This is a genomic window from Streptomyces sp. enrichment culture (genome assembly GCF_964273145.1).
Taxonomy (GTDB): domain Bacteria; phylum Actinomycetota; class Actinomycetes; order Streptomycetales; family Streptomycetaceae; genus Streptomyces.
The window spans coordinates 413,347-432,336 of the sequence record NZ_OZ186873.1 but is presented as its reverse complement, the minus strand read 5'-3'; the positions used below and the strand labels follow the sequence as shown (position 1 = coordinate 432,336).

The window sequence follows — 18,990 nt, the reverse complement described above, 5'->3', positions numbered from 1 at the left end:
CGGCCGCGGCGGCCCCTCAGAAGCGGTACGGCTTCGAACGGCGGCGCAGGAACCAGGCCGCGGCGATGACCCCGGACCCGACCAGGGCGCTGCCCGCCATCAGCGTGGCGGTGCCGTAATCCCGCACGGCCCCGCCGACCCCGCCCAGGGTCCCGCGCGACGGGGAGGCGGAGACCGGCGGGGACGCCGACCGGGTGGGGGAGGCGGTGGGGGACGGCGAGGGCGCCGGGGTGACGATCACCGCCTGGGTGCCGGCGGTGGTGTTGTTCGAGCACAGCACGATGACCGTGTACGTGCCCGCGCCGAGGTTCGACCACGCGGCGGTCTGAGCGGCGCCGGTCCCCGACAGCGCCACCTGGCGCCCTTGGGCGAAGCTCGTCTGGCGGCTGTCGAGCAGGGACGCGGTGCCCCAGCTGCCGTTGATCCGGCCACAGGCGCTCGTCGTGACCGAGACCGTCGAACCGCTCGTGCTCACGGAGATCCCGGAAGCCGCGGCGGCCGGCCCCGTGGCCAGGGCGAAGGACAGCGCGGCGGCCACGGCCGGGCCCGTGCGGAGAAGTGGCGTGGAGATGCGCATGCGGAGTGCCTGCCCTCCGGCGGCACGGTCGGCGGTACGTCCCTTGCGCCGCCGGATCGGGAAACGCCCGTGCTGCCTCACAGGCAGCCAACCGGGCCGCGGCCCGTTCCGCATGCCGGGCGCGACCGGGCAGGTGACGCGTCGCGCCCGCCGGCGGACGGAGGCCTCACCGGGTGCCTCCCGTGGTCACCGTCCGTTCCGCCGAGAACCCGCCCCACGTGCCGTCGGGCAGTCTGGCCCGCAGCCGCACCCGGTGGGTGACGCCGGCCTCCCGCCCGGCGTAGAAGCTGTACGCGGCCCGGTCGCGCGGGGCGGCCGCGCCGAACACCAGCGACGTGGCCGGCCGCCCGTCGAGGTGGATCTGGTACTCGGTGACCACCCCGTCCGTGCGTGGCGGGGTCCAGGTGAGATCGATGTGGTACGCGCCGTCGGCCCGGTGGCTGCTCGCGCGCAGCCCCGTCGGGGCGGTGGCCCGTCCGTCGCCGGTTCCGGGCGTGGTGAGGCGGACGGCGGTACCGGCGGGGGAGAGGTTGCCGGCCGCGTCCCGGGCCCGGACGGTGAAGGAGTACCGGGTGCCGGGCCGCAGCCCCGTCACGACGGTCGCCGTCCGCCCGCCGCCCACGCCGTGGACCTTGGTGCCGTCCTGGTGGATCTCGTACGACACCACGCCCCGGTCGTCCCGCGCCGCCGACCAGGACAGCCGGACCGCCCGGCCGCCGTCCGCCCGGCCCCGGACCCGCCCCGGGCGCGTCGGCGCCGAACGGTCGGCCGCGACCACCGCGGGCGTCGTGGCCCGGGCCTCGCGGCTGCGCGGCCCGAGCCGCCCGTCGGCGTCACGCGCCCGCACCGTGAAGACGTACGTCGTCGACGGCCGGAGCCGGGTCACGTCCACCATGCGTGTGGAGCCGGGTACCTCTTCCACCTTCGTGGCGCCGCGGTACACCTCGTACCGCTCGGCCCCCGCGGTCGCGTTCCACATCACGTGCACGCTGGTCGCGCTGCCCGCCTCGGCGGTGACTCCCGCCGGTGCCCCCGGCAGCCGGCCCTCCGGCCCGTCGGCGCCCGCGCCCCAGCCGCAGGAGGCGACCAGCGTGAGCGCCGAGCAGAGCAGCGCCCGGCGGAACCGGGTGGCGGGGGCGGACGGAGCCGGGGAGGCGGAGGGTCCGCCGGGAGTGCCGGGGGCGGCGGGCACGTCGGGTACATCGGGAACGTCGGCAGCGAGAACGCCTCGCACGGCAGCCCTCCCGGAACGGCGCGGCGGTAATGGTCCGGACCAATATGGCGGTATTGGCGCGGTCACATCAAGGGGGTCGTCGTTGGTGGCCTCGCGCGGGAGTTGCGTATGCTGAAGTCCCGTACGGCCGAAGACCCCGAGAGGGCCGGGGAGTTCGGGCCGGTGGCGCGGACCGCTGTCGTCGTCGACGCCGCGCCTGCGCGGGTGGCCGGGCGGCCGGAGCCGGTACGGGCATGGGTCGCCCGGCCACGCGTCGAGCGGCACGGGGGTGTACGCCGTCTGGCCCCGGATGCTGGACACGTGATCGTTCCGGAGCCAGATTTGGGCGAAATGCCCGAATTGCCCCCTTGGGAGATGCCCTCATCGTGCGTGTCCAGTCGTTGACCCTGGTGGCGGCCGGGGCCGCCCTGCTCGCCCCTACGACGACGGCCACGACCCCGCCGTGGCCGCAGCAGCACCCCCGCCCCCAGGTCCGCGCGGAGCCGGCGCGTACGGGGCCGATGGGCACGGGGCCCGACCGTGCGGAACCGATGCGGGCGAGGCCGGATCGCGCGAGGCCGGATCGCGCGAAACCCGCCCGAGCGGAGCCGGACCGGGCGGGAGCGGACCGAGTGGAGCCGGACGAGAAGCGCGAGGGAGCCGTCCGCGCCGCCGAACTGCTGGACAAGGTGCGCGAGTGCGCGCCCGTCTCGCGCGGACGCTACCGCAGCGACGCCGGGACACCGGCGGACATCCCGGTCTGCGGCACCCGCGACGCCGTCTTCTGGAAGGCCGACATGGACATCGACTGCGACGGCCGGCCCGGCCCCCGCTGCAACCGCCGCACCGACCCCTCCTACGTTGCCGCCACGGCCTACACCCGCTCCGACGGCCGCCCGCTCGACGCCGAACGCCTCCCCTACGTCGTGGTGCCCGCCGCCGGCCGCATCTGGAACCACCGCGCCCACGGCGTCCACGGCGGATCGGTCGCGGCCGTCGTCCACGGCGACCGGGTCCGGTACGCGGTCGTCGGCGACACCGGACCGCGCGACATCATCGGCGAGGCCTCCTACGCCGCCGCCGAGGCCCTCGGCATCGACCCCGACCCGCGCACCGGCGGCACGTCCTCCGACGTGACCTACATCGTCTTCAGGGACAGCCGCGTCGAGCCCATCGAGGACCGGGCCGCCGCGACGCGGACCGGGGAGAGGCTGGCCAGGCTGTTCGCCCGTGGGGACTGAGGGGCCCGGCCCGCCCTCCCACCGGCGCGACCGCCTGCCGCCGGCCCCGCGGCGGCCCGGACCGAACCGGTGGCCACCCCGCGCTCGAGCCCCTCCGTCGCGACGGAGGGGCTCGCCTGACGGACGTACGAGGGGGGGGCGGACGCGGGGTGGCCGCACACCGCCGGGCCGCGCCCCCTCACGCCTTCCGGTACGCGTACGCCTCCGAAGCCGCCGCCTCCACCGCCGCGAGGTCCGCGCCGGTGGCCGCCGTGACGACCGCGGCCACCGCCCCCTCGACGAAGGGGGCGTCCACCAGGTGTGTGTCCGGCGGGAGTTCGTCGCCCTCGGCGAGCAGCGCCTTGACGGTGAGCACCGCGCTGCCGAGATCGGTGAGGACGGCGACCCCGGCGCCCCGGTCGACCGACGCCGCGGCGGCCGCGATCAGTTCGGCGCTGGTGCCGAACCCGCCGCTCTCGGTCCCGCCGGCCGGGGCGACCGGCACCGCGGTGCCCGCCCCCGACAGCGCCTTCGCCAGTTCGGCCACCGACTCGGCGACCTGCGCGCTGTGCGACACCAGCACGACCCCGACCACCTTCTCGTGCTCCCCGTCACTCACCGGCAACCTCCGCGAGCGCGCCCACGAGCAGTGCCGCCGAGGTGGCCCCCGGGTCCTGGTGCCCGATGCTGCGTTCCCCGAGATAACTCGCCCTGCCCTTGCGGGCCCGCAGCGGCGTCGTCGCCAGGGCGCCCTCCTCGGCGGCCGTGCGGGCGGCGGCGAAGGAGTCGCGCAGCGCGTCCACGGCGGGCACCAGCGCGTCGATCATGGTCTTGTCGCCCGGTGCCGCACCACCCAGCGTCATCACCGCCTCCACCCCCGTCCGCAGCGCCTCGGCCAGCTGCTCCCCGCTCACCTCGCCGGCGTCCCCGAGCGCCTTGCCCGCGCGCCGCAGAAGCGTCCCGTACAAGGGCCCCGAGGCGCCGCCGACCGTCGACACCAGCTGCCGTCCGGCCAGCATCAGGACCGCGCCGGGCGTGCCGGGCGCCTCCTTCTCCAGCACGGCCGTCACGGCCCGGAACCCGCGCTGGAGGTTGCTGCCGTGGTCGGCGTCGCCGATGGGTGAGTCGAGGGCGGTGAGGTGTTCCGCCTCGCGGTCGACCGAGGCGGCGGCCGCCGTCATCCAACGGCGGAAGAAGTCGGTGTCGAGCACTGGATCCCCTTGCCTGGTAGGTGTTGTGTGATCCCTTCCCCGTTCCGCCCTCACATGCCCCACCGCAGGCCCGGAGTCCTCACCGGCGCGTCCCACAGCCGCAGCAGTTCCTCGTCGATCTGGCAGAGGGTCACCGAGGCCCCCGCCATGTCCAGGGAGGTGACGTAGTTGCCGACGAGGACGCGGGCGACGGCGACGCCCCGTTCCCCGAGCACCCGCTGCACCTCGGCGTGGAAGCCGTACAGCTCCAGCAGGGGAGTCGCGCCCATGCCGTTGACCAGGAGCAGGACGGGATTGCGCGGGGTGAAGTCCTGCAGGATCGCATCGACGGCGGCGTCGGCGATCTCACCCGCGGTCATCATCGGCCGCCGCTCGCGGCCGGGCTCGCCGTGGATGCCGATGCCCAGTTCCAGTTCGCCGGGCGGCAGGTCGAAGGTGGGGCTGCCCTTCGCCGGAGTGGTGCAGGCGCCGAGCGCGACACCGAAGCTGCGCGAGCTGTCGTTGACCTGCCGGCCGATCGCCTCCACCCGCTCCAGCGACTGCCCCTCCTCCGCCGCCGCGCCCGCGATCTTCTCCACGAACAGCGTCGCGCCCGTGCCGCGCCGCCCGGCCGTGTACAGGCTGTCCCGCACCGCCACGTCGTCGTCGACGAGCACCTTGGCGACCTGGATGCCCTCGTCCTCGGCCAGCTCCGCGGCCATGTCGAAGTTCAGGACGTCACCGGTGTAGTTCTTCACGACGAACAGCACGCCGGCGCCGCTGTCCACGGCCGCCGCGGCCCGCACCATCTGGTCCGGCACCGGTGAGGTGAACACCTCACCGGGGCAGGCCGCCGAGAGCATCCCGGGCCCCACGAACCCCCCGTGCAGCGGTTCGTGCCCCGAGCCGCCGCCGGACACCAGGGCCACCTTCCCCGCCACCGGCGCGTCCCGCCGCACGATCACCCGGTTCTCCACGTCCACGGCCAGCTCGGGATGGGCGGCGGCCATACCCCGCAGGGCGTCGGCGACGACGGTCTCCGGCACGTTGATGAGCATCCTCACGGGTACCTCCTGAAGAGATGGGCAGGCGGGCCCTGCGTCCGCGTTGTGCGGGCCCCGACGGTACTGACGCCGATCCGATGCCGACACCGGAGACGGCCCGTCAGGTCTTGCGTGCGATCGGTTGTGGACGGCTGCAGCTTCTGTTGACGGCAGTATCGTCCCTGCGGCGGCGATGGTCACGCTGCCGGTGCCCCGGGCGGCGACGGAGGGGCGATCAACGGCGGGCCGGCCCGGTTCCACCCCGCGCGTCATGACGATCGTTCCGTGATCCGCGTGGAAGCCGCGCACAAGTGGGGCGCTCGAGGCGGTTCCTCCCGGTTGCGCCCGGGGCGGCGCAGCCCCGCCTTCGGGGGACCGCCATGTGCCCGGCGCGGCTGTGAGCCGAGGACTTCAGGGCCTTCGGTGCCGTCGCGCGGGATGCGGGCGAGCGGGACGAGTCCCCGAACGTGACGTTCGGTCCGGGGACGAGCGCCCCCGCCGGGGGAACGACAGCGGGAAGACCGCGATGCCGATGCGATCAGGCTGTCCCGGCCCGGAGGTCGAGCGTGTGCGTCTGTGCCCGCCGGGGGCCGCCCGCGTTCTCGACGCCCGAGGGCTGTCCGGGGCGGTTTTTGCCGACCGGTGGGGGACGGGCTGGGTGCCAGGAGCCTTCGAGGCCCGTGGTGAGGGCCGGCCGCGGGACGTCACCGGCTCCTACGGCACCCGGGGCAGCGCCGGACCACCGGTCCGCGAGTGGCGCGATGCCGTCCCGGCGGTCATCGCCGGGGATCGACATCAGGGCCGCTCCGGGTAGGGCCCGGCCGGACACGGGCGTCTCGCGCCGGGCGGACGGCGACCACCGAGTCGCCGGCGAGCAAGGCACGCGGCATCCGGTTCACGTGCTTCGTTCCTCCACCGAGCCGATCCAGGGGCCGGGTCGCGTCACGACAGGCGTCGGCCGTCACCCGTCCGTACGCGGTGCCTTCATGTGCCGCACGCTCGGCAATCGCTTTCTTCGGAGTCCGCTACGGGTGCCGACTTCAATCGATGAGCGCCATAGGTTCGCAGTGATGCGGCGTTGAATATCCTGGGGTATCGGCGTGATTTTTCCTTGCTTCATAAGGCCTGAGGTGGAACATGCCTTGCATTGAAGCGCATATAGGTGCATTTATCAGCAGAACCTTCACGTGGAAGGTCGTGTCATTTCTGGTGTCACCCCTCTCGACAGGGGACTCAAACGAGGCTTAGCTTTCACGGAAAGCGATTTCTCCGCATTGGGTGACCCAGGGGGACGCGGCATGTCCGGACCGACGCCCGGCGCACGGCCGTCCCCGATCGGCGGCAGCCCGTCGAGCGCACGGGTCGCTGCCTTCGCGCCCCGCTCCCTCCGGAACCGACGAAAGCCAGAGGTGCCGTGCCCGAGCGCAGCTCGTGGACCAGAACCCGACGACACCCTCGCCGGCGCCGCGTGCCGGTGCCGCCGCCGGCCCGGCTCGACGGTGAGGGCGGCGTCGTCCTCGACCCCTCCGCCACGCGCGGGACACCCGCTGTCGACCCGGTCCGCCCGGTCGAGGAGCGCCTCGCCGCGCAGAAGCACCGGAGCCGCGCGGAGGAAGTGGTCGTCCCCGACGGGATCGGCGGCCACGGGGGAGGGGACGCCCCTCTCCTCATGGACGTCTTCCGGCGCGACCTGCGCTTGCGAGCGGATCCCCCCGGCCGCCCGGCGGGTCACCCCGACGGTGTGCGTGCCGTGGCCGTCGGCGTCGCGGCGAACCGGTCGATGCCGTCCGGGCAGCCCGTCCTCGTCGAGGACCCGGAACCGGGAGTGCCACCGGAGGAGGCCCCCGCCACAGGAGCCGGGGCCATGGGGACCTGACCGTGCCCGGGCGGGCCGGGCGAGCCCGCCGATGCACCGAAGCCACCTCCGCTGCCCGGTCCCGGTCGACGGGGACGCCCGCACCGGCCGTTCCCCGTCCGGCGGGGAGTCTGTGCGCGCGGTGGCCCCGACGTTCCGATTCCGCGCTCCGTGCGCACCGAGAGACAAGGAGTCCCGCATGGGCAGGAGAACCAGCACGACCGGCCGGCCCCGCCGCGGACCGGTCGCCGTCTGCCTCGCCGTCCTGACCCTCGCCGCCGGCGTGCTCGCCGGTCCCGCCTCGGCTTCCGGCGACGACCGGCCCGGCCGCACGCTGCGCCAGATGGAGCACCTCGACCGGGCACCGGTCGCCGTACGGACCGAGGACGGGGTCTTCGTCGGCTGGCGGATGCTCGGCCTGGACCCGGACGGCGTCGCCTTCCACGTCTACCGCGACGGCCACCGCATCACCCGCACGCCGGTGCGCGGCGCGACCAGCCTCACCGACCCGCACGGCACCGCCGACTCGGTCTACCGGGTCGAGGTCCTGCGCGGCGGCCGGGTCGCCGAGCGCACCGACCGGTTCGGCGTCTGGTCCCGGCCGTACAGGGAGATACCGGTCAACCGGCCGGCGGGTGGCGTCACGCCGGCCGGGAAGCCGTACACCTACCGCCTCAACGACGCGAGCGTCGGCGACCTCGACGGCGACGGCCGGTACGAGATCGTCCAGAAGTGGGACCCGAGCAACTCCCAGGACAACTCCCGCAGCGGTTACACCGGGAACGTCTACATCGACGCGTACACCCTCGACGGTGAGCAGTTGTGGCGGATCGACCTGGGCCGCAACATCCGCGCCGGGGCGCACTACACCCAGCTGATGGTCTACGACCTCGACGGCGACGGCCGTTCCGAGGTGACGGTGAAGACGGCCGACGGCACGGTGGACGGCACCGGCACCGTGATAGGCGACGCGGCGGCCGACCACCGCAACAGCAGCGGTTACGTACTGTCCGGCCCGGAGTACCTGACGGTCTTCGACGGCCGGACCGGGGCGGCGATCGACACCGTGGACTACGTACCGGGGCGGGGCGACACCTGCGCCTGGGGCGACTGCTACGGCAACCGCGCCGACCGCTTCCTGGCCGGCGTCGCCTACCTGGACGGCGCGCACCCCTCGGTCGTCTTCGCCCGCGGCTACTACACCCGCACCACCCTGACCGCCTTCGACTTCGACGGCGAACGGCTGCACCGGCGCTGGGCGTTCGACTCCGACGCGCTGGGCAAGGAGTACGAGGGGCAGGGCAACCACAACCTGGCGGTCGCGGACGTGGACGGCGACTCCAGGGACGAGATCGTCTACGGCTCGCTCACCGTGGACGACGACGGAACACCGCTCCACAACACGAAACTGGGCCACGGCGACGCCCTGCACGTCTCCGACCTGGACCCGGGCCGCCCCGGCCTGGAGGTCTTCGCCGCCCACGAGTCGATGTCGGCCTCGGGCAACCGCGGGGCGACGTTCCGGGCCGCGGCCACCGGCGAGATCCTCTACGGCATGCCCGCGACCAGGGACATCGGGCGCGCGGCAGCCGGCGACATCGACCCCACCCACCCGGGCGCGGAAGGCTGGGCGGTCACCGCGACCGGTGCCTGGAACTCGCGCGAGGGCGAGCTGAGGGCGGCCGACGGCACACTGCTGGGCACGTCCATCCCGTCGGCCAACCACATGATCTGGTGGGACGGCGACCCGCTGCGGGAGATCCTCGACCACGACTTCGACGAGGCGAACGACCCGGCGGGCCGGCCGTACGTCGCCGAGTGGGACTGGAGGACCGGCACCCAGCACACCGTCTTCCGGCCCGAAGGGGTGTACACCGACAACGGCACCAAGGGAAACCCCGTCCTCCAGGCCGACCTGTACGGCGACTGGCGCGAGGAAGTGATCTACCGGGCCCAGGACGACTCGGCGCTGCGGATCCACACCACGACCGCCGGGACGGAGCTGCGCCTGCGCACCCTGATGCACGATCCGCAGTACCGCCTCGGAGTGGCCTGGCAGAACGTGGCCTACAACCAGCCGCCGTGGCCCGGCTACTTCATCGGCGAGGACATGAAACGGCCGGTCCGGCCCGCGATCCGCTACACCCGATGACCGGCGCGCGCCGCCCGGCCCGGCGCAAGGGCAACCCACCGCCAGCACGAAGGAGTCACCGATGAAGCGCACCGCTCCCGCACCGGCCGTATCACGCGGACGGCGCAGACGCATGGCGTCCCTCGCCGTGGCGGCCACGGCGTTGTGCGCGGCGGCCGCCCTGCCGGCGTCCCCCGCCTCGGCCGTGACGGACGACGGGATCACGGTCTACCTCGCCGGTGATTCCACGGTGCAGAGCTACGACCCGTACTACGCTCCCCAGGCGGGCTGGGGCCAGATGCTCGACCGCCACCTGTCCGACGACGTGGTGGTGGAGAACCACGCCATCGGCGGCCGGAGCTCACGCACCTTCGTCGAACAGGGGCGGCTCGACGCGATCCTGGACAAGACGGAGCCGGGCGACTACCTCTTCGTCCAGTTCGGTCACAACGACGCCTCCGTCGGCATCCCCGAGCGCTACACCTCGCCCGAGGACTACAAGGAGCTCCTCCGCGACGACTACATCGGCGGCGCACGGGAACGCGGCGCCGTCCCCGTCGTCGTCACCCCCGTCTCGCGACGCTCCTACAACAGCACGACGGGCGAGTTCAACGTCTCCTTCCCCGAGTACGTCGAGGCGGCGAGGGAGGTGGCCGCCGAGGAGCACGTACCGCTGGTCGACCTCTCGGCCTCCAGCCGCGCCTATCTCGACACGATCGGCCCGGAGGAGGCGAAGTCCGTCTTCCTGCACGTCCCGGCCGGGGTGTACCCGAACCGCCCGAACGGCACGACGGACGACACGCACTTCCAGGAGTACGGCGCGATCCAGATGGCCCGGCTGGTCGCCCGGGACGTCTCCCGGCTGGACACGCCGCTGGCCCGGCACGTCGTCGACGCCCTGCCGCCCACCGGGGCTCCGAAGAGGCCGACCGCCCTGGCGGCCCGGACCGTGACCAACGAGGGGGCGAGGCTGACCTGGAAGGCGGTCCGGGGCGCCGACATCTACCGGATCCAGAGGAGGGAGAGACACGTCGAGGGAGCCGAGTTCACCCTGGCGGCGACCTCCACCCTCCCCGTGGCCGACCTGTCCGGCCTGCGGGAGGGAACCACGTACGAACTACGCGTGATCGCCGTCAACGGGGCGGGCGCGTCGGCGCCCTCGCGCACCCTGCGGGTCACCACACGCGTGCCCGTGGAGAGGTACGACTTCGGTCCGCCCGGCAGCCCGGTGCACGAGGGCTTCACCGAGGTCACCCCGCAGACGCTCCACACCGACGGGCGCGGTTACGGTTTCACCGACACCACCGGAATGATCAGCCGCGACCGCGGCGGTGCCCTGGACGCCCTGCGGCGTGACTTCGTGGCGCTGTTCGGCGGGCGGTACGAGTTCTCGGCGGACGTTCCCGACGGCGTGTACGCGGTGACCGCCCACGTCGGCGATCCGCTCGGTTCGGCGCGGACGAACCTGTCCGTCGAGGGCATCGACCGCGGGGAACTGGCCGGCAGCCGTTCCGTGGTCACACGCACCTTCGGCGATGTCGTGGTGGACGACGGGCGGCTCAGTCTCGTGGTCTCCGGACAGACGGCCCACCTCAACGGTCTGGAAATCACCAGGATCGCCGACCTCCCCCGGCCGCGCTGAGCGAAGACGCCGCCCGGCCGGCGGGGATTCAGCCGGTGACCGCGGGGGCAGGGCGGCGCCGCGCGGTGACCGGTGCGCGAACGCGGCGGCGTCCGAGCGGCCGATCGCCGGGCCGCCCCCGGCAGCCGGCCCCCGGCTCGGCAGGTGCCCGGTCCTCGGTGCCGGATCGTGAGCCGATCGGACCGGGTGCACGATGGTCCGGTCCCGCGTGCCGCGGCGGACGCGCTCCTCCGCGATCTCCTTGCCGGCAGGGACGGCCCGCAGGAGCGTGCCGCGGGCCGTCCCCCGCTGCTCGGGACCGGGCTTGCGCGCGCGTGTTGCCGACGCCTCGAAGGGGGCCGGCCGGGGGAGGCCCGTCTTCTCCGCCGCCGTGACCACGGTGGTCGCGGAACGCGAGGAGGGGCCGGACCTCGCCCCCGGCCCTGGCCGGTGTCCCTGTGCGGGGCCGGTCCCGTCAGCCCTGATCGGCTTGCGTGCCGTGGACGCGCACCGGCCGTCCCGTGCGCAGGCTCTCGTTGACGGCGACACCGACGGCGACGCTGCGCAGCCCGTCCTCGTAACCCGCTCGCCTGCGGAGCGGGTCCTCCCCGGGGCCGCGGAAGACATCGACGAGCAGCAGGTCGTCGCCGCCCCCGTGTCCTCCGCCCCTCTCCTCGATGGGGATCTCACGCGCGATGTCCCAGTGCCGCTGGACGACCAGGCGGCTGCCTTCGGTGCGGGCGCCGGTGGTCCCACCGGAGCCGGGGGCGACGCCCGGGTCGACGGCGGGGCGCGACGCGCGGGTGGGAGGTGTTCCGTCCGGTCGGTCGGTGCGCCAGGCGAGCAGGTCCGACGCCGCTCCCGACGCCACGTGGGCGCGCTCGACCACCTCCAGTTCGGCCCGGCCGCGGGATCCGTTGACGCTGACGCGGTAGCCCTCCCAGGGGCTGTGAGCGGTCAGGGAATAGGTCATGGAGCAGCCGCCGCGGTAGCCGACGAGAACGCTGAGGGTGTCCTCGATGTCGATGTCCCGGTCGAAGACGTCGCGGTCGCGCAGGTATCCGTCCTCCGCCTCGGCGTCGAGGTAGAGGCCGCGCAGGTGGGCGTCACCGGACATGTCGAAGCCGTAGGGGTCGTCCGCGGCGGCGTCCCGGCCCAGGGACGGGCGCGGTCCTGCCGGTCGCCCCGCGCCCCGGTCGCCGTAGAACCGCAGGCCGCCCAGGGCGTGGACCGTTTCGGGGATGTCGTCGAGCCACCAGTTGACCAGGTCGAAGTGGTGGGTGGCCTTGTGCACGGCGAGCCCTCCGGAGAAGGCCTTCCGCCGGTGCCAGCGCCGGAAGTAGTCCGCCCCGTGCACCGTGTCCAGGAGCCACTCGAAGTGGACGGAGAGGACCTTCCCGACCGCACCGCCGGCGATGACCTTCTTCAGGGCCGAGTTCCTGGGCGAGTAACGGTAGTTGAACGTGACGGTGAGCCGGGCTCCGGAGGCGTTCCCCGCTTCCCGGATGGCGCGCAGGCCGGCCTCGTCGGTGGTGAGCGGTTTCTCGCAGACGACGTCGACACCGGCGCGCAGGGCCGTGCCGACGGCGGCGGCGTGCGTGTGGTCGGGGGAGCAGACGATGAGGACGTCGACCCGCTCCCGCCGGAGCATCGCCTCGAGCCGGTCGGGGTGGTAGTGGGCCGGTGTGTGCCCGGCCGCCCGGGCCAGGGCGGTGTAGTGGCTCATACGAGTGTCGTTGGGGTCGCACCAGGCGACGGGCCGGGCCACGTCGGGGAAGTCGTGGAGTATCGCCTCGATGTACATCGAGGCGCGGTGTCCGGTGCCGTACACGGCGTAGCGGAGCGGGCTGTTCCCGCGTTCCTGCCGGGGGCCGGGATGAGGGAAGGGGGCGGAACCTGTGGGCATGCGTGACTCCAAGGTGGCTGGTGCGGTGAAGGTGCCGCAGGTGACGCGCGCAGGCGGTGTGGGGAGGGGAACGGTCAGCCTCCGGTCGGGTAGATCTTGTCCGCGGTCTCCTCGAGGAAGGCCCGGGCCGCTGCCAGGACGATGGCCATGAGCGCGCGCCACCGGACGGCCCGTGCGCCGGAACGGCATGTCTCTTCCCTTCGTGCGTGACGGGGAGCGGGCCGGATTCACTTGCCGCCGGTCGTGGTGATGCGCCGGCCGGCCGGCTTGGTTTGCGGTCCGGGATCGTGGTTGCCGGCCGGATCACTCCGTTATGGGCAGGCACTCGGCGAGCAGGTCGACAACGTCCCGCCAAGCTCGCTGGGCGTGCTGAGGGTGATGACCGACCCCGGGAAGCACGATGTGGTCGACCGGTGGGTGATGGAAGGCGTGCAAGGCGCCGCCGTAGACCACGAGGCGCCAGTCGACGCCCGCAGCCTGCATCTCGGCGGTGAACGCGTCCCGTTGCGCGGGCGGCATGATCGGGTCTTCCGATCCGACCCCGGCCCACACCGGGCAGTGAATGCGTGCCGTCTCGCCCGGTCGGCCCGTGGCCAGTCCGTTGATTGTCGCGATCGCGCGCAGGTCCACGCCGTCGCGCCCGAGTTCCAGCGCGATTGCGCCCCCGGTGCCATAGCCGACGGCGGCGATCCGGTCCGGGTCGGTCCGCGGCTCGGCGCGGAGCACGTCGAGCGCCGCGTGGCCGATGCCTCGCATCCGGTCGGGGTCGGCGAGCAGCGGCATGCAACGGGCCAGCATCTCCTCAGGGTCGCCCAGATAGCGCCCGCCGTGGAGGTCGAAGGCCAGGGCCACGTATCCCAGCTCGGCGAGCGCATCGGCCCGGCGGCGCTCGACGTCGCTGAGCCCCACCCCCTCGGGCCCGACCAGGACCGCGGGCCGACGGTCGACACCGGCCGGGAGCGCGAGGTGCCCGATCATCGGCAGGCCGTCGGCCGCGTATTCGATCGTGCGCGTGGTAACCGTCGCCATGAGCCTGGACTGTAGTGATGGTCAAGCCCTGTCGGGCCGGTGTTCCGCTGCCGGCGGAAGGCAGGTCTCCGGCGTATTCCGGAACCACCCCGTCAGCGGTCCATCAGTGGGCCTGCGAACAAACCGTCGCCCGCCCGAAGGGCGGGCGCACCGGACGCCGCTGCTCGCGGACGGGGTTTGTTCACAGGCTCACTGACGGACCCGGCCAAGGACGAGCTCTACGGCCACATCGAGCCGGTCAGGAAGCGCACTCGATTCCTGGAGTTCTGCCGCTACCTTCGCACGCTCTGCCCGACGGAGGTGCGGATCGCCATCGTCTGTGACGATTTCTCCCCGCACCTGACCGCAAAGAAGTGCCAGCGGGTCGGCGCCTGGGCGGCGGCGAACAACGTCGAAGTCGCCTACACCCCGACGAACTCCTCCTGGTCGAACCGGATCGAGGCCCGGTTCACGGCCCTGCGCTGCTTCACGCTCGACGGCACGGACCACGCCGGCCACAAGGAACAGGGCAGCATGATCCGCCGCTACGTCATCCGGCGAAACCGCCACGCCGATGTCCGGCACCCACGCGCCGTCGTCGACCGGGCCGACACTGCCCGACCCGGAAGCGCTATACGCCGGTGGTGCCGTCGATGCGTTCCCGGAGCAGGTCGGCGTGGCCGTTGTGGCGGGCGTACTCCTCGATCATGTGGACGTAGATCCAGCGGAGGCTGACGTCCTGCCCCATGAAGCGGCCGGTGTCGGTCAGAGCGCGGTCGGCGCAGTGCTCGCGGGCGCGGGCGATCTCCGCGTGCCAGGTGGCCAGAGCGTCGCGGAGGGTGGCGCCCTCGGCCAGCTCGAAGCCGCCGTCGGGGCCATCGGGGTCAGCCTGCGGGTCGTAGATGGGCGGGGCCTGTTCTCCGGCGAGCACTCGGCGGAACCAGTTCCGCTCCACCTCCGCCATGTGCTGGACGAGGCCGGTCAGTGTGAAGGCGGACGGCGGCACGGATGCGACGGCGGCCTTCTCGTCGTCCAGGCCCTCGCACTTCATGGCGAGGGTGGTGCGATGAAAGTCGAGCCAGCTCTCGAGCGTGGTGCGCTCGTCGGCGTTCAGGGGCGGCATAGGGCGTTCGATGATGGCCATCGGTCGATTATCGCCAGCGGCCGAATCCGTCGACAGGCAGGACCTCACAACGGGGCGAACGTTGCCTGGTGCGGCACTGACCATGACAACCGGCAAAGCGTTCGCGAGTTTTGCCCTCAATGCGCTCCGAATGGCTCAGATTCCGCGCATGGATGCCGTGGACCGCAAAATCATTGCCCTCCTGTGATCCGAGGGGCGGATCACCCTTACGGATCTGGCCGACAGGGTGCGGCTCAGCGTGTCCAGGCGCCAGCGCCGCGTCCGGGAACCGGAGGCGGCCGGGGTCATCCGCCGCTATCGCGCCGTGGTCGACGCCGCCGCCATGGGCCACGGGTTCGAGGTCCTGGTCTTCGCCACGCTCAACCGCCCCGACGCGGTCACCGAGTTCGACGCGGCCCCCGCCGGCGTTCCCGAGATCATCGAGGCCCAGTGGCTCTTCGGCGAGCCGGACTGCCTGATCCGCGTGGCCAGCGCCGACCTGCCGTCCTGCCGGCGCCTCTACGAATCGGTGCTCATCCATCTGCCCGGAGTGCGCAGCCTCGACTCGGCCATCGTGATGAAGCAGGCCGTCCACCCCCGGCCCCTGCCCGAGCGGCCGTCACGGGAACTTCCACCACCGGCCTCCCCCGCCTGAACGCACCGGCACGGCATCCACCCACCTCCGCACGCCGACGAGCCGGACACGACCGTGGCCCAGGAGTGGCGCTCCCTGGGACCCCGCCGCCCCCGGCGAAGCCCCCGCCCCGTCCCCGCCGACGGCCGGTGCTTCACCCCCGGCACGTCCGCGGCACCGCTGAACTCGGCATGGACCGATCCAGGGGCCCGCCCGGCGGGACCTCGCCCGGCTGTCCCGGGTGACCCGTCAGCGGACGTACGACGCGTCCGCCGTGCGCCGGCCCGACCGGAAGCGGGCACGTGCCGCGATCGCCTCCTCACGGACAGGGCGCACAGGCCGGGTGCGGAGAGTGCCGTGCGGGGCAGGGCCACGCGGCCGAGCGGGGCGGCTTGTGGCGCACTCCGCGACCGGGGCGGCCCGTGGCGCACTCCGCGACCGGGGCAGCCCTGTCACGGGTCGGGGGTGGCGGCACCGACGTCCTCCAGGACGGAATCGGGGTCCCGTTCGACGACCAGGTCGCTCAGGGCGACGATGCCGACCGGCCGGCCGTCGTCGACGACCGGCAGCCGGCGCAGCTCCTTGGAGCGCATCAGATGCACCGCCCGGTCGACGTCGTCGTCGGGGGCGACCGCGACCAGATCGCCGCTGCACGCCTCACCCACGGTCCGGCCGGTCACGTCGCCGCCGTCGGCGAGGATGCGCACGGTCAGGTCGCGGTCGGTGACCAGCCCGCGCAGCCGGCCGCCCTCGAGCACCAGTACGGCGCCGATGTTCTCGTCCCGCATCACGGTGGCGACCTGCTGCACCGCAGTGCCCGGGCCCACCCCGAGGGGCAGCTCGGTCATGACCTCGCGAACCCGTCGAACCACCTGGTCCTCCTCCGTCGACACACGTGTCACCAGCGGATACCACCGGCATGCGCCACTCATACGCACGGCGGGGATCTTCGCCCTCACAGGTGCTTGTCGCGGGCTCCGGAGCGCGGCCGCGCCCACCGTGTCCGGCCCTCGCCCCGCCGCCGGCACGAGGGCCGTCCGCCACGTGAACGTGTGCACGACCTCACCCTGGCGTCGCGGGCCTGCTCCTCTGCCCGCGGAGGCCTGCCCGTCCCCGGCGACCGGGGAGTGCCGCCGTCGCAGGCATGGAGCGGTTCGCCTCCGTGCCGTCATCCACGCCGCGCGCCTCGCCGTCCACCCCCTCCGTCGCCGGCGGCCGGCGGCCATGCGCGTCCTGCGGCGCGGTCCGCCGAACCCACGGGCGCTTTTGCGCCGTCCGGCCCCGGGGCCGCCGGGACCGGATCCGGCGGCTTGACCGGGAGTACGCGGGTACGCCGGTGAACCGAGGCCCCCCAAAGCTTGCTTGTTCTCAACCTTTGCTCTGTGCAATGCTAAGGGTGTGGAGGACGCCGTCGGCCCTCCTGGAGCGCCGGGAAGCCTGGTCGGCACCTACAGCCGAGCCGTCCCCGGAAAGCCGATGCCGCCACCCCAGCACACACCACGAGACGAGACAGCCGACGCCGTGCCGACGGGCGGCGATGAGCCGTCCCGTCCGCAGGAGCCCCGAAAGACGCCCCCGGCGACGAGGCTGTCGGTGCGTCAGAAAGGCGGGGGGCGCCTCCCGCCGAGGCTCGAGTTGTACCTCGCCGGAGAACTCGACACCGACACCGCCCCCGGACTGCGCGAGGAACTGACCGCACTCGCCGCTCGCTCCGCCGGCGGTGTGCTGGTGCTGGACCTGTCGGGTGTCACTTTCTGCGACTCCGCCGGCCTCTACGCCCTGCTGGGCATCCGGCAGACCCTGCCCCTTGCCGGCGTCGACGTGCTGTTCGCCCAGATCGGCGCGGCCGTCCGGACCGCCGCGCGAAGGGCCGGCCTGACCGCCCACCCGGCTCTGCGGGACGGCCCTTGACCTGTGGCCCGGTGGAGCTCCGCTCCCCGGGCGAACCGAGCCGTGGCACGTCCCTCGCTCCGCCTGACGAGCCTCGTGAGCGCGCCGCCCCGCGCGGGTCACGGGCCGAACGCGCAGGACCCGGACCGCCCGTCGTCCCCGGCCCCGCCGTCCAGGAGCCGTTCCACCTCCCCCCGGGAGTGGTCGAGGATCACCCGCAGGCACTGGGCGGCCCCCGCCGCATCGCCCGCGGCGACGGCCCGCGCCGCCTCCACGTGCCGGAGCACCGCCGCCTCCTCCACCCGCTCCGGCATCAAGGACAGCTCTCCGCGCGCCACGAGCAACTCCTCCGTCACGTCGGCGAGCTGGGCGAACATGGTGTTGGCCGACGCCGCCAGCAGCGTGCGGTGGAAGGCGGCGTCCGCGGCGATGAACCCCTTCATGTCGCCGTCCCGCCCGGCGCCGGACATGGCCCTCGCGTGCGCGAGCAGCGTCTCGCGCAGCGCGGGGTCGCCGCGCCGGGCCGCCAGGGCCGCGGCGGACGGCTCGACGGCCGCCCGCAGCTCCGCCAGCTCCCGCAGCTGCTCGCGCCGCTGCGAGGTGGCCAGGCGCCACCGGATGACCTGGGGGTCGTACAGGTTCCACTCCGGCAGCGGACGGACGGTGATGCCCACCCGGGGGCGGCTGTGCACCACCCGCTTGGACTCCAGCACGCGCACGGCCTCCCGCGCGACGGTCCGGGACACCCCGTACCGCGCCTGGACGTCCTCCAGGCGCAGCACCCGGCCGGCCCGCCGTTCGTCGTCGGCCAGGGCCTCGCCGATACGGTCGACGACCTGCCCGTGCAGCCCCTGAAGTTCCACCACTCTCCCGTCCTCGGCCGTCCCCGGCCGTGTGCGCCCGGCCCGGGCGGTCAGCCGGCGTCCGCCAGCCGCTCCAGCAGCGCGGCGACCCGTTCACCGGCCGCCGCGGCTCCCCGCGAGGTCAACGCCGCACCCATGCCGCAGGCCACGGCCCCGGCCGCGATCCACTCCGGTGCGTCCTCGATTGTCACACCCCCGGTCGGGATCACCGGTGCCTGGGGGAGCGCGGACCGTACGTCGGCGAGCCAGGACGGCCGCAGCGCGGAGGCCGGGAACAGCTTCAGCGCGTCGGCGCCCTCCTCCAGCGCCCGCACCATCTCGGTCGGGGTGGCCACGCCGGGAAACACCGGGACGCCGTAGCGGTGACCGGTGCGGATCACCTCGGGATGCAGGCTCGGCGACACCAGGAACCGTGCCCCCGCCTCGACCGCCGCCCGCGCCGCCGCCGCGTCCAGCACCGTCCCCGCGCCGACCAGCGCGCCGGTACGGGTCTCGCACACGCGGGCGATGGCGGTGAGCGCGCCAGGGGTGGTGAGGGCGACCTCCACCGCGTGCAGTCCGGCGTCCAGCACGGCCTCGGCCGCCGCGACGGCCTCCTTCGCGCCGCCGCTGCGGACGATGCCGAACACCCTCTGGGCGGTGACGGCTCGGACGATCTCCCATCGGTACATGACACTCCGTTCTCGAAGGGGAAACCCTCGAAGGGGAACTCACGA

17 protein-coding genes are annotated in these 18,990 nt (G+C 73.7%); 6 read left to right on the top strand and 11 right to left on the bottom strand.

Going from position 1 to position 18,990, the window contains the following annotated elements:
- Positions 1-16 precede the first annotated feature (16 nt).
- Positions 17-577 (bottom strand): hypothetical protein, encoded by a 561-nt coding sequence (locus ACSU6Z_RS01975; RefSeq protein ID WP_437042240.1) that lies wholly within the window; start codon positions 575-577, stop codon positions 17-19.
- Positions 578-743: 166 nt separating this feature from the next.
- Positions 744-1,688 (bottom strand): fibronectin type III domain-containing protein, encoded by a 945-nt coding sequence (locus ACSU6Z_RS01970; RefSeq protein WP_437050146.1) that lies wholly within the window; start codon positions 1,686-1,688, stop codon positions 744-746.
- Between the two features lie 488 nt (positions 1,689-2,176).
- Here ACSU6Z_RS01970 and ACSU6Z_RS01965 point away from each other — a divergent pair, with 488 nt between their 5' ends.
- The gene (locus ACSU6Z_RS01965; protein WP_437042238.1) at positions 2,177-3,031 is read left to right on the top strand and encodes a glycoside hydrolase family 75 protein; all 855 of its coding nucleotides are present in this window, start codon (positions 2,177-2,179) and stop codon (positions 3,029-3,031) included.
- A gap of 178 nt (positions 3,032-3,209) precedes the next feature.
- On the opposite strand, the gene ACSU6Z_RS01960 is transcribed toward ACSU6Z_RS01965, so the two are convergent.
- The 3 genes from ACSU6Z_RS01960 to dhaK are packed head-to-tail and all read right to left on the bottom strand — an operon-like array spanning position 3,210 to position 5,264.
- On the bottom strand, positions 3,210-3,629 hold the full coding sequence (locus tag ACSU6Z_RS01960; RefSeq protein ID WP_437042236.1) for a PTS-dependent dihydroxyacetone kinase phosphotransferase subunit DhaM: 420 nt from the start codon (positions 3,627-3,629) through the stop codon (positions 3,210-3,212).
- Positions 3,622-4,221: a dihydroxyacetone kinase subunit DhaL gene (gene dhaL, locus ACSU6Z_RS01955; protein ID WP_437042235.1), complete on the bottom strand. Its 600-nt coding sequence runs from the start codon at positions 4,219-4,221 to the stop codon at positions 3,622-3,624. Before dhaL ends, ACSU6Z_RS01960 begins: the two co-directional genes overlap by 8 nt.
- A gap of 50 nt (positions 4,222-4,271) precedes the next feature.
- Positions 4,272-5,264 carry a dihydroxyacetone kinase subunit DhaK gene (gene dhaK, locus ACSU6Z_RS01950; RefSeq protein WP_437042233.1) on the bottom strand — a complete coding sequence of 331 codons (993 nt, stop codon included), beginning with the start codon at positions 5,262-5,264 and terminating at the stop codon, positions 4,272-4,274.
- A 1,447-nt stretch (positions 5,265-6,711) separates the two neighbouring features.
- Here dhaK and ACSU6Z_RS01945 point away from each other — a divergent pair.
- The 3 genes from ACSU6Z_RS01945 (at position 6,712) to ACSU6Z_RS01935 (ending at position 10,871) form a co-directional block, all read left to right on the top strand.
- A complete protein-coding gene (locus ACSU6Z_RS01945; protein WP_437042231.1) occupies positions 6,712-7,119 on the top strand; it encodes a hypothetical protein in 408 nt (135 codons plus the stop codon).
- Between the two features lie 178 nt (positions 7,120-7,297).
- Positions 7,298-9,250, top strand: a complete 1,953-nt coding sequence (locus tag ACSU6Z_RS01940) for a rhamnogalacturonan lyase (RefSeq protein ID WP_437042228.1) — start codon at positions 7,298-7,300, stop codon at positions 9,248-9,250.
- A gap of 61 nt (positions 9,251-9,311) precedes the next feature.
- Positions 9,312-10,871 (top strand): GDSL-type esterase/lipase family protein, encoded by a 1,560-nt coding sequence (locus tag ACSU6Z_RS01935; protein WP_437042226.1) that lies wholly within the window; start codon positions 9,312-9,314, stop codon positions 10,869-10,871.
- A gap of 454 nt (positions 10,872-11,325) precedes the next feature.
- Here the strand turns inward: ACSU6Z_RS01935 and ACSU6Z_RS01930 are convergent, their stop codons facing one another.
- The 3 genes from ACSU6Z_RS01930 to ACSU6Z_RS01920 form a co-directional block, all read right to left on the bottom strand.
- Entirely contained in the window at positions 11,326-12,756 is a 1,431-nt protein-coding gene (locus ACSU6Z_RS01930) for a Gfo/Idh/MocA family protein (protein WP_437042224.1), read from the bottom strand.
- 303 nt (positions 12,757-13,059) lie between these two features.
- Positions 13,060-13,785, bottom strand: a complete 726-nt coding sequence (locus tag ACSU6Z_RS01925; protein ID WP_437042223.1) for a dienelactone hydrolase family protein — start codon at positions 13,783-13,785, stop codon at positions 13,060-13,062.
- Between the two features lie 610 nt (positions 13,786-14,395).
- The gene (locus tag ACSU6Z_RS01920; protein ID WP_437042221.1) at positions 14,396-14,908 is read right to left on the bottom strand and encodes a DinB family protein; all 513 of its coding nucleotides are present in this window, start codon (positions 14,906-14,908) and stop codon (positions 14,396-14,398) included.
- Between the two features lie 238 nt (positions 14,909-15,146).
- On the opposite strand from ACSU6Z_RS01920, the gene ACSU6Z_RS01915 reads away from it, so the two are divergent.
- On the top strand, positions 15,147-15,542 hold the full coding sequence (locus ACSU6Z_RS01915) for an Lrp/AsnC family transcriptional regulator (protein ID WP_437042219.1): 396 nt from the start codon (positions 15,147-15,149) through the stop codon (positions 15,540-15,542).
- 431 nt (positions 15,543-15,973) lie between these two features.
- On the opposite strand, the gene ACSU6Z_RS01910 is transcribed toward ACSU6Z_RS01915, so the two are convergent.
- Entirely contained in the window at positions 15,974-16,393 is a 420-nt protein-coding gene (locus ACSU6Z_RS01910; protein ID WP_437042217.1) for a CBS domain-containing protein, read from the bottom strand.
- A 763-nt stretch (positions 16,394-17,156) separates the two neighbouring features.
- Here ACSU6Z_RS01910 and ACSU6Z_RS01905 point away from each other — a divergent pair.
- A complete protein-coding gene (locus ACSU6Z_RS01905; RefSeq protein ID WP_437042215.1) occupies positions 17,157-17,432 on the top strand; it encodes an STAS domain-containing protein in 276 nt (91 codons plus the stop codon).
- Between the two features lie 98 nt (positions 17,433-17,530).
- Here the strand turns inward: ACSU6Z_RS01905 and ACSU6Z_RS01900 are convergent, their stop codons facing one another.
- Together ACSU6Z_RS01900 and ACSU6Z_RS01895 are read right to left on the bottom strand one after the other, a co-directional pair.
- Positions 17,531-18,277 (bottom strand): FadR/GntR family transcriptional regulator, encoded by a 747-nt coding sequence (locus tag ACSU6Z_RS01900; RefSeq protein ID WP_437042214.1) that lies wholly within the window; start codon positions 18,275-18,277, stop codon positions 17,531-17,533.
- A 47-nt stretch (positions 18,278-18,324) separates the two neighbouring features.
- On the bottom strand, positions 18,325-18,945 hold the full coding sequence (locus tag ACSU6Z_RS01895) for a bifunctional 4-hydroxy-2-oxoglutarate aldolase/2-dehydro-3-deoxy-phosphogluconate aldolase (RefSeq protein ID WP_437042212.1): 621 nt from the start codon (positions 18,943-18,945) through the stop codon (positions 18,325-18,327).
- Positions 18,946-18,990 lie beyond the last annotated feature (45 nt).